Origin of the sequence: Aeromicrobium sp. Leaf272 (assembly GCF_001422865.1) — a bacterium.
Taxonomy (GTDB): domain Bacteria; phylum Actinomycetota; class Actinomycetes; order Propionibacteriales; family Nocardioidaceae; genus Aeromicrobium.
This window is the reverse complement of the sequence record NZ_LMMY01000015.1, coordinates 142517-150912: the sequence shown is the minus strand read 5'-3', so window position 1 is coordinate 150912 and position 8396 is coordinate 142517. Positions and strand designations below refer to the sequence as shown.

At 71.5% G+C, this 8396-nt stretch carries 9 protein-coding genes and 1 tRNA gene; 7 read left to right on the top strand and 3 right to left on the bottom strand.

The genetic code is table 11. The annotated features are described in order from the left end of the window. The first annotated feature begins 131 nt into the window (after positions 1 to 131). The 5 genes from ASF38_RS15935 (at position 132) to ASF38_RS15915 (ending at position 4425) form a co-directional block, all read left to right on the top strand. Positions 132 to 1208, top strand: a complete 1077-nt coding sequence (locus ASF38_RS15935; protein WP_055968163.1) for an SDR family oxidoreductase — start codon at positions 132 to 134, stop codon at positions 1206 to 1208. 78 nt (positions 1209 to 1286) lie between these two features. Next, the gene (locus tag ASF38_RS15930; RefSeq protein WP_055968160.1) at positions 1287 to 1832 is read left to right on the top strand and encodes a hypothetical protein; all 546 of its coding nucleotides are present in this window, start codon (positions 1287 to 1289) and stop codon (positions 1830 to 1832) included. 2 nt (positions 1833 to 1834) lie between these two features. Next, complete coding sequence (locus tag ASF38_RS15925) at positions 1835 to 2482, top strand: hypothetical protein (RefSeq protein ID WP_055968157.1); 648 nt, start codon at positions 1835 to 1837, stop codon at positions 2480 to 2482. Positions 2483 to 2654: 172 nt separating this feature from the next. After that, positions 2655 to 3605, top strand: a complete 951-nt coding sequence (locus ASF38_RS15920) for a class II glutamine amidotransferase (RefSeq protein WP_055968154.1) — start codon at positions 2655 to 2657, stop codon at positions 3603 to 3605. A 133-nt stretch (positions 3606 to 3738) separates the two neighbouring features. Next, the gene (locus tag ASF38_RS15915) at positions 3739 to 4425 is read left to right on the top strand and encodes a GAF and ANTAR domain-containing protein (protein ID WP_156364789.1); all 687 of its coding nucleotides are present in this window, start codon (positions 3739 to 3741) and stop codon (positions 4423 to 4425) included. Between the two features lie 37 nt (positions 4426 to 4462). On the opposite strand, the gene ASF38_RS15910 is transcribed toward ASF38_RS15915, so the two are convergent. Further along, positions 4463 to 5008, bottom strand: coding sequence for a TetR/AcrR family transcriptional regulator (locus ASF38_RS15910; RefSeq protein ID WP_055968147.1), 546 nt, complete (start codon positions 5006 to 5008; stop codon positions 4463 to 4465). Between the two features lie 89 nt (positions 5009 to 5097). Between ASF38_RS15910 and ASF38_RS15905 the strand changes: the two genes are divergently transcribed. After that, entirely contained in the window at positions 5098 to 6045 is a 948-nt protein-coding gene (locus ASF38_RS15905; protein WP_056554596.1) for an alpha/beta hydrolase, read from the top strand. Next, complete coding sequence (locus ASF38_RS15900) at positions 6042 to 6836, top strand: SDR family oxidoreductase (RefSeq protein WP_056577334.1); 795 nt, start codon at positions 6042 to 6044, stop codon at positions 6834 to 6836. Before ASF38_RS15905 ends, ASF38_RS15900 begins: the two co-directional genes overlap by 4 nt. A 69-nt stretch (positions 6837 to 6905) precedes the next feature. Here the strand turns inward: ASF38_RS15900 and ASF38_RS15895 are convergent. Together ASF38_RS15895 and ASF38_RS15890 are read right to left on the bottom strand one after the other, a co-directional pair. Further along, positions 6906 to 6991, bottom strand: a tRNA-Leu gene (locus tag ASF38_RS15895). 76 nt (positions 6992 to 7067) lie between these two features. Continuing rightward, positions 7068 to 8345, bottom strand: coding sequence for a DUF445 domain-containing protein (locus ASF38_RS15890; RefSeq protein WP_056577331.1), 1278 nt, complete (start codon positions 8343 to 8345; stop codon positions 7068 to 7070). Between the last annotated feature and the right edge of the window lie 51 nt (positions 8346 to 8396).

The window sequence follows — 8396 nt, the reverse complement described above, 5'->3', positions numbered from 1 at the left end:
GACCCTCTCGGTCCGGGAGGGTCGACGCGCCGCGTCCGGAGCGGACGACGCGCGCCGTGTGGAGCGACCACGCACGATGGCGATGGGCCCGTCCGCCTCCGCGTCGGGTCCTCCCCCACCGAAGGATCTCCGTGACCACTGACGCTCCTGCCCGCCGTGCCCTCGTCGTCGGTGCCTCCGGCATCGTCGGCCAGACCCTCGCCGCGACGCTGGCGGCCGATGGCTGGCAGACCTTCGGCCTCTCGCGCAGTGGCCGTGCGCCCGACGGCGTCACGCCGGTGGCTGCCGACCTCGGCGATCCCGACGGCCTGGTGCGAGCGCTGGAGGGCGTCGACCCGCAGCTCGTCGCCATCACGGCGTGGACGCGACAGGACACCGAGGAGGAGAACATCCGGGTGAACGCGGGTGCCGTGCGACACCTGCTGGCTGCCCTCGCGCCGTCCGGCTCCGTGCAGCACGTGGCCCTCATGACGGGGCTCAAGCACTACCTCGGCCCGTTCGAGGCCTACGGGACGGGCGAGGTCCCGGACACCCCCTTCCGCGAGGAGGAGCCGCGCCTGGACCACCCCAACTTCTACTACGCCCAGGAGGACGAGCTCTTCGCGGCGGCCGAGCGCGACGGCTTCACGTGGAGCGTCCACCGCTCGCACACCGTCCTCGGCTTCGCCACCGGCAACGCCATGAACCTCACGCTCACGGTCGCGGCCTACGCCGCCTTGTGCCGCGAGCTGGGGCTGACCTTCGTCTTCCCCGGGTCGCAGCAGCAGTGGGACGGTCTCACCGACGTGACCGACGCGGACCTGCTCGCGGAGCAGATCGTCTGGGCGGCGACCCACGACGCGGGTCGGGACCAGGCGTTCAACATCGCCAACGGTGACGTCTTCCGGTGGCGGACCCTGTGGCCGCGCATCGCGGAGCACTTCGGCGTCCCGTGGGAGGGCTTCGAGGTCGAGCCGCGCCCGCTGGAGGTGGCCATGGCCGGCATGGAGGACGCATGGCGCGACCTCGCGGAGAAGCACGGCCTGGCGGAGCCCGACCTCGGCCGTGTGGCCTCCTGGTGGCACACCGACGGCGACCTGGGACGCTCGATCGAGTGCGTGACCGACATGAACAAGAGCCGCGCGGCCGGCTTCCTGGGGTTCCGTGACACCCGTGAGAGCTTCTTCCACCACCTCGAGCGCTACCGCGAGGCCCGGATCATCCCCTGAGCCCGTCCCGGCGGCCCTGAGTGCGAGGTCACACGTGAAGGACTGCATGGTTCGGGGCGGGGTGGGCACGTCGTCCCCATGACCCACGACAAGGACGACACAGCAGCCGAGGCCCGCGAGGGCCTGCTGGACAACATCGCCGGCAAGGCCAAGGAGGTCGTCGGTGCGGTGACGGGCCGTGACGACCTCGCCGAGGAGGGCCAGCTCCAGCAGGCCGAGGCCGCCCACCGCAAGGACGCCGTGGCCGAGAAGGCCGTCGCCGACGCCAAGCGCGAGGAGGCCGCTCGCGAGCTCCGGGAGACGAACCACGAGGCTGCGGCGCACCAGGAGGCCGCGAACGACCAGGCCGACGCCGCCCAGCGTGCCGTCGACCGTGAGCGCCAGGAGCAGCACGTCGCCGCCGAGCACGAGGCGGCGCAGCAGGAGGCGGTCGGGCGTCAGGCCGCCGAGCAGCGCGCCGAGGACCTGGCCGAGACGGCCGTGGGCGACGCCGAGGCGCTGGCCGCCGACGCCGCCACCACCGAGCGTCAGGCCGCCGAGGACCGAGCGCGTCTCGAGCGCGAGGCCGACGCCGCCGCACGACAGGCCGCGCAGCTGCGCGACCAGGACCCGAGCCAAGGATGACCATGATCAGCACCCTCATCGCCCTGCCCTACGCAGCAGCACGACTGCCCCTCACCGTGATCGACCGGGGACTGACGTCGCGCCTGCCGGAGTCGTCGGCCGTTCGCCTGACGGTGGACCGCACGATCGGCACCGCTGACCGCGCGGCCGGGACGCTCCTGCACCACGACGCCCTCGCCGCGCGCGGGACCGCCCGCATCGAGCGGGTCGACGCCCTCGTCGAGGCCGCCCGCCTCCAGAAGCAGGCCGACGAGCGTCGCGCGGCGGCCGAGCGCGTCGCCGCAGACGGTCGCCGCGAGGCCGAGCGGAAGCGTCAGGCGGCCGCCGAGCGCGTCGCCACCGGCGCCACCGAGGCGACGAAGGCGGAGGAGCAGGGCAAGCAGCAGGCCACACGGAAGGCCCAGGCCAAGGCGTCGGAGAAGAAGGTCGCCGCCGACGAGGTCGCCGCGCGCCGCACCGAGACCGTCGAGCAGCGCAAGAAGCGTGTCGCCACCGCGGCGGAGGCCAAGAAGAAGGCGGCCCGGACGAAGGCCAAGGCCGGCCTGGACGAGGCGAAGAAGGCCAAGGAGGCCGCCACCGAGGCGCACGCCGACGCCGAGGTGCTGGACGACCTCGTCGAGGCCAAGAAGGACGAGCGCACGCAGGACTGAGCGCGAGCGCGGGCGCCCCTGACGACCACGGTCGCCAGGGGCGCTCGTGCGTGCGGCGCGCAGCGACGTGCAGGATCTGCTCCGAGCCGTAGGCTCGGAGGCTCGCGCCCGATCGGACGCGCCGCATCCGCGGCGACCTCTCGCCGGAGCCGACCACCAGTGAGGGACGCCCATGTGCCGAGTTCTCGCCTACATCGGGCCGGAGGTCCCCGTCGAGAGCCTGCTGCTCACGCCGGAGAACAGTCTGGTCAACCAGTCGCTCGACCCGGAGCGTCACCCGCAGCTCCAGCTGGCCGGGTGGGGGTTCGGCATCTGGAGCGAGCACCTGCTGAAGCCCGACGAGCCCCTGCTCTACCACCGGCCGATGGCGGCGTTCTACGACGACAACGCGCCCGGCATCGTCCCCAGCCTGCAGGCCAGCACGCTGCTGGCCCACGTGCGGGCCGCCAACTACGACGCGAGCTGCGTGCTGGCCGACGAGAACTGCCATCCCTTCTCGTTCGACGGCGCCCCGTGGATCATCGCCCAGAACGGCGACCTGCCGGGCTGGCAGCTCCTGCAGCGTGAACTGCTGCAGCACTGCAAGGACGAGTTCCTCAGCCAGATGCGCGGGACCACCGACACGGAGTTCCTGTACGTCCTGCTGCTCTCCCTCCTGAAGGAGGACAGCGACGACGGCGTGCAGCTCGCGGTGGAGGAGCTGCTGCGGCTCGTGGCCAAGGCGATGGAGACCCTCGACCTCCCGGCTCTGACCAAGCTGAAGATGGCGCTCGTCGCGCCCGGACGCATCATCGGCGTCAACGCCGGGCTCGGGCACCAGGGCGAGACCGCGCCCGAGGGCGACTGGCGCGAGCTGCGCAAGGCCGGACCGGGTACCGACGACTTCGCGCTGTCGATGCTGCTGGAGCCGATGTACCTGTCGGCGGGACGCGACTTCGAGCACGATGCCGGGACCTACGGGTTCGGGCAGTACTCGCCCGAGGAGGCGACGTCGGCCATCTTCGCCTCCGAGCCCCTGACCGACGGCGAGGACGACTGGTCCCACCTCGAGTTCGGCCACGTCGTGTTCCTGCGCACCACCGACGAGGGGATCAGCCAGGACGTCCGCGCGCTGTCGGTGTAGGCGACGAGGCTCCTGCGATCGGCACCGTGAGTTCCGGTCCTCACCGGGTACGTGCCCGGTGGTGCCCGCGCTCGTGGGCGCCCTCCAGGCGCCGGGCCCGGTGCCCTGGACCCAGCCAGCGGAGGTCGACACCATGGAACTCCAGCAGCTCTTCTCCACGATGGCGGTGGAGCTGAGTCCGCAGACCGACACGGAGGCTCTCGAGAGCATCGGGCAGTACGCCTGTCGGGCCGTGGACGCCGACGACTCGGGCATCCTGCTCCTGCGAGCGCGCGGACGGATCGAGACTCCGGTCAGCACCTCACGCGTCGTGAACGAGGCGCACGCCCGACAGGCCGAGCTGGACGAGGGACCGTGCCTCGACGTGGTGCGCACCGACACCTCCGTCCTCTTCACCGGCGACGCGGCCCACGACCCCCGGTGGCCGCAGTGGGGTGTCTACGCCGAGGACCGCGGCTACTCCAGCTCCCTGAGCGTGCGCCTGGCCGTCGGCGACCGGCGCTACGGCTCCTTGAACGTGTACGCCCGGCGCCGCGACGCCTTCAGCACCAGCGACGTGGACGCCCTCAGCGTCCTCGGGGCCCACGCGTCCGTCGCCCTCGCCGCGGCGCAGGAGCGCGCCCACCTCATGCGCGCCGTCGACAACCGCACCACCATCGGACAGGCCCAGGGAGTCCTGATGACGGTCTTCGACATCGACGCCGAGTCCGCGTTCGCCTACCTCACGCGTCTCTCCCAGGGCCGCAACGTCAAGCTCAGCGAGGTGGCCGCCGAGATCGTCGATCGGCGCAGCGAGATCCGCTCCCGGTCCGAGGGCTGAGCCCGGACCCGCGGCGCCGACGCGACGGTACCGGAGCTCAGCGACCTCGGTGTCCGTTCGAGAACGCGTCGAGGACGGCGCGCTGCTCCTCGACCGGCAGCGGATGCATGAGCAGTCCCTCGACGGCGAAGACCCCCAGACGCGTCATCGCGGGCACTTGGGTCTCGGGAACGCCTGCGTGCCGCAACCCGTCGGCGAGGATGGCGTCCGTCAGCTCGTGGAAAGCGGAGTGCCACGCCTCGACCCTCGGGGACGAGGTGGCCAGCGAGTGCACGGTCGTCACCAGCCGACTCTGCCTGGTGAGGCGCTCGACGACCCACAGGAGCCGATCGGTCAAAGGCTGCTCGACGTGCTCCTCCGCGCCCTGGAGCGCCTGCCCCAGGAGATGGTCGAGGACCGCCACCAGGAGGGCGTCCTTGTCCTCGAAGTACCAGTAGATGGTCGTGGTGGTGACCCCGGCGGCACGGGCGACCTTGGCCATCGACGTGTTCTCGAACCCGTCGTCGGCGAACAGCGTCGCTGCTGCCACGACGATCTCGGTGGACTTCTCCTCGCGATCACGGGGGCGGCGGTTCCGAGGCATGCGTCACTGTATCTTGCACGCCGTTCAAGAACCAAGTACGTTCTTGATCGTTGTTCAAGACAGCAGCCGCCGCAGACGAGGAGCCCACCATGGTCGCGTCCAGCGACGCCTTCACGACATCGGAGGAGTGGTTCGACTCCTCCGGCACCCGCTGTGCCGCTCGGGTGTACCGACCCTCCGGCGCTCCGCAGGAGCGTCCCGTCGTGGTGATGGCCCACGGGTTCGGGTCGGTGCGTGCGCTCCGGCTCTACGCCTACGCCGAGCGCTTCGTCGCAGCCGGGTACGTCGTCGTGGTCTTCGACTACCGCGGCTTCGGTGAGAGCGACGGCGAGCCACGACAGGTGCTGGACATCGCCATGCAGCACCAGGACTGGCGGGCGGCCCTCGGGCACGCCAGGTCCCTCGACGGAGTCGATCGCAGTCGCGTCGTGGCGTGGGGCACCTCCTTCGCCGGTGGCCACGTCATCACCATCGCCGGGCAGGGAGAGCCTCTGGCGGCGATCATCGCCCAGGTCCCCCACGTCAGTGGCCCCGCCGCTGTCAGGTCGACCGGGCTGCGCGCCGCCCTACGTGCCGTCGTGCCGGGCGTCCGCGACGTCGTCGGTGCTCGACTGGGCCGCGACCCCGTCTACATCGCGAGCGTCGACGTCCCGGGCCGCACCGCGATGATGACCTCCCCCGACGCCTACGCCGGGATGCTCCGGCTCGTGCACGAGTCCGGCCTGTCGGAGGACGCCTATCCCCGAACGGTCGCGGCACGCATCGCTTTGAGCATCGGCGCGTACTCACCTCGCCGCTGGGCGGCCGGCATCGAGTGCCCGGCGCTCGTCCAGATCGTCTCGCAGGACGCGATCACTCCCCGACGTGTCGCGGAGCGGGCCGCGGCCACGATCCGACGGTCCACCGTCCACGTCTACGACGGCGGCCACTTCGATCCCTACGTCGAGCCCCTGTTCGAGACGGTCGTCTCGGACCAGCTCGCCTTCCTCCTGCGTCACGTACCCCCGACGCCGACCCGCTCGAAGGAGACCTCATGACCGTTCCCACCCGTACCGCACTCGTCACCGGAGCATCCGCCGGCATCGGTGCCACCTACGCCCGCACCCTCGCGGCCGAGGGTCTGGACCTCGTCCTCGTCGCCCGACGCAAGGACAGGCTCGACGAGCTCGCCCAGGAGCTCACCGACGCCCACGGCGTGCGCTGCGAGGTCCTCGCCGCGGACCTGAGCGACCCGGGCGCTCCAAGGGCGATCATGGCGTTCGTCGAGGACCGGGGACTCGTCGTCGACGTCCTTGTCAACAACGCCGGCATGTCGGGCAGCACCGCCTTCGCCGAGACCCCGTGGGACTCGCTGGCTGCCGAGCTCCAGGTGATGGTGACCGCCGTGACCGAGCTGACGCACCTCGTCGTCCCGGGCATGAAGCAGCGGCGCTGGGGTCGGATCGTCAACCTGTCCTCCCTCGCGGCCTTCGCCCCGCCCGGCGAGAGCCTGCTCTACACCGGCATCAAGAGCTACGTCCTCGACATGTCCCAGGCGCTGGACATGGAGCTCAAGCCCTTCGGCGTCCACGTCACGGCGCTCTGTCCCGGGTTCACCCACAGCGAGTTCCACCAGACGATGGGAAGCGCGGAGGCCGCCTCCGCGCTTCCGTCCGTCCTCTGGCAGGAGCCCGAGGCCGTCGTGCGCGCGGGGTGGGCGTCGGTCAACGCAGGCAAGCCCGTGTGCGTGCCCGGCCTTGTCAACAAGGTCCTCTCCCACGGCATGCGGCCGGTGCCGTTCCGCCTCCAGTACGTCCTGGGCAGGACGTTCAACCCGTTCAAGCACTGAGGTCGCCGTCTGCGCCGGGCGGATGCGGAACGACGAAGGGACCGGCCCAGTGGGCCGGTCCCTTCAACGTGTCCGAGGGGGGACTTGAACCCCCACAGCCCTATCGGGCCACTAGCACCTCAAGCTAGCGCGTCTACCAATTCCGCCACCCGGACGTGGACCCTGAGGATCCGTGGTGCAGTCAGGAACTGTACCAGCCGGTCCGTGAGCGCCCAGCACCCCCACCCCCGCTCAGACGAGGTGGGAGACCGTGTGGATGACCAGGCCCGCGAGACCGCCGACGACGGTGCCGTTGATCCGGATGAACTGCAGGTCGCGACCCACGTGCAGCTCGACCTTGCGGGCCGTCTCGTCACCGTCCCAGCGGTCGACGGTGGCGGAGATGATCGTCGCGACCTCGCCTCCGTAGTGGTCGACCATGTAGGCGACGGCCTCGGAGACGACCCGGTCGCCGCGTGCCTGGAGGGCCTCGTCCTCCTGGAGGCGGACGGCGAGGTTCTGCAGCTCCTGCAGAGCGCGGCGCCGCAGCATCCCCTCCTCGTCCTGCAGCGTGTCGATGAGGGCGCGACGCAGGGCGTCCCACACGGCGACGCCCGTGCGGGTGACCTGCGGCTGGTTGAGCATGCGGGTCTTGAGCCGCTCGAACTTCTGCTGGGTCTCGGCGTCGTCCTCCAGGTCGTCGGCGAGGCGGCCGAGCCAGCCGTCCAACGCGCGGCGGGCGCGGTGGTCGGGCTGGCTGCGGATCTCGCTCACCCAGGAGACGGCCTCGAGGTGCAGGCGGGCGCCCACGCGCTCGTCGACCCACTGCGGGGTCCACCACGGTGCCCGCTCCCCCACGAGCGCGCTCACCTCGTCGGCGTTGTCGAGCAGCCACGCGTGCAGCTCGTCGAGGACGAGGTCGACCATGCCCACGTGGGCGCGCTCGGCCAGGACGTCACCCAGCAGCTTGCCGGCGACCGGCGCGAGCGGCTCCTCGACGAGACGCGGGATGATCGCCTCCTCCACGAGCGCGGCCACGTCCTCCGGTCGCACGCGGGTGAGGGCGTGGGCCGTGATCTTCGACCCCTCGCGCACGAGCCGGGCCGCGTGGTCGCCGTCGGCCAGCCAGACACCCGTGCGTCGGGTCAGCTCGGCGGACTCGAGTCGTTCCTTGACGACCTCCGGGCGCAGGAAGTTCTCCGTGACGAACTCCTGCAGGCTGGCCCCGAGCGACGCCTTGCGTCGCGGGATGATCGCCGTGTGCGGGATCGGCAGCCCCAACGGGTGACGGAACAGCGCCGTGACGGCGAACCAGTCGGCGATCGCGCCGACCATGGCCGCCTCGGACGCGGCGTTCACGTAGCCCCACGCGCCGCCGCGCTCCCGCGTCAGCAGGAACACGATCGCGGCGACCACGAGCAGCGACGTCGCGACGACCCGCATCCGGCGCAGGCCACGACGGCGCTCCTCGTCGGCAGCGGGGTCCGACGACAACGCAGGTCCGGTGGGGTCGGTCAGGGAGGTGCTCACGGGCCGAGCGTAGGTGAGCGCGAGGGCGTCGGCCGGTCGAGAGCGCCGAGT